Annotated in this window: 1 protein-coding gene; it reads right to left on the bottom strand. The window is 68.8% G+C overall.

The window, feature by feature from the left end; translation table 11 throughout:
* Nucleotides 1-1,271, bottom strand: a 1,271-nt coding sequence (gene mmsA, locus ACWF9G_RS34290) for a CoA-acylating methylmalonate-semialdehyde dehydrogenase (protein ID WP_452520384.1), incomplete at its 3' end; no start/stop codon positions are given.
* Nucleotides 1,272-1,280: the final 9 nt, after the last annotated feature.

Here is a 1,280-nt window from a genome sequence, read left to right on the forward strand (position 1 = left end):
GCGGTGTCGCCGTCGCGGGTGAAGATGGCGACGCCGTTGCCGTATTCGTGCTCGTTGGCCAGGCGCAGGCCCTCCTCGTAGTCGTCGGCGCGGACGACGGTCACGACGGGGCCGAAGATCTCCTCCTGGTAGATGCGCATGTCGGCGGTGACCTTGTCGAACAGGCTCGCGCCGACGAAGTAGCCGTCCTCGGCACCCTCGACGACCAGCCCGCGGCCGTCGACGACGAGCTCGGCGCCCTCGTCGATACCGATCTGCACGTAGTTGTTCACCCGGTCCACACCGTCACGCCCGACCAGCGGACCGAAATCGGCGCCCGGATCGTCGGACCGGCCGACATTGAGCTTGTGCACCCGCTCGGTCAGCTTGGCGACCAGCCGATCGGCGGTCTCCTCCCCCACCGGCACGGCCACCGAGATCGCCATGCAGCGCTCGCCCGCGGAACCGTAGCCCGCGCCGATCAGCTGGTCGGCGACATCGTCGAGGTCGGCGTCGGGCATGACGATGGCGTGGTTCTTGGCGCCGCCGAAGCACTGGGCCCGCTTGCCGTTCGCGGTCGCGGTCTCGTAGATGTACTGCGCGATCGGGGTCGAGCCGACGAAGCCGACGGCCTTGATCCGCGGGTCGTGCAGGATCGTGTCGACGGCTTCCTTACCGCCGTTGACCACGTTGAACACCCCCGGCGGCAGACCCGCCTCGAGGAACAGCTCGGCCAGGCGCAGCGGCACCGACGGGTCACGCTCGGACGGCTTGAGCACGAACGCGTTGCCGCACGCCAGCGCCGGACCGGCCTTCCACAGCGGGATCATGGCCGGGAAGTTGAACGGGGTGATGCCGGCGACGACGCCGAGCGGCTGCCGCATCGAGTACACGTCGATGCCGGTGCCCGCGCTCTCGGTGTACTCGCCCTTGAGCAGGTGCGGGATACCGACGGCGAACTCGATCACCTCGAGGCCGCGCTGGATGTCGCCCTTGGCGTCGGCGATGGTCTTGCCGTGCTCGGACGACAGCAGCGCCGCCAGGCTGTCGATCTCGTCGTTGACCAGGGTCAGGAACTTCATCAGGACCCTGGCGCGCTTCTGCGGGTTGAACGCCGCCCACACCGGCTGCGCGGCGGCCGCGTTGGCGATCACCGCCTCGACCTCGGCGGTACTCGCCAACGGAACCCTGGCCTGCACCTGCCCGGTGTTCGGATCGAACACGTCACCGAACGCGCCCGAAGCGCCCTTGACGTGCTGTCCGTCGATGAAGTGGGTGAGTTCGCGAACCATGCCAGTCCT

It is taken from the genome of Nocardia sp. NPDC055029, assembly GCF_053608525.1.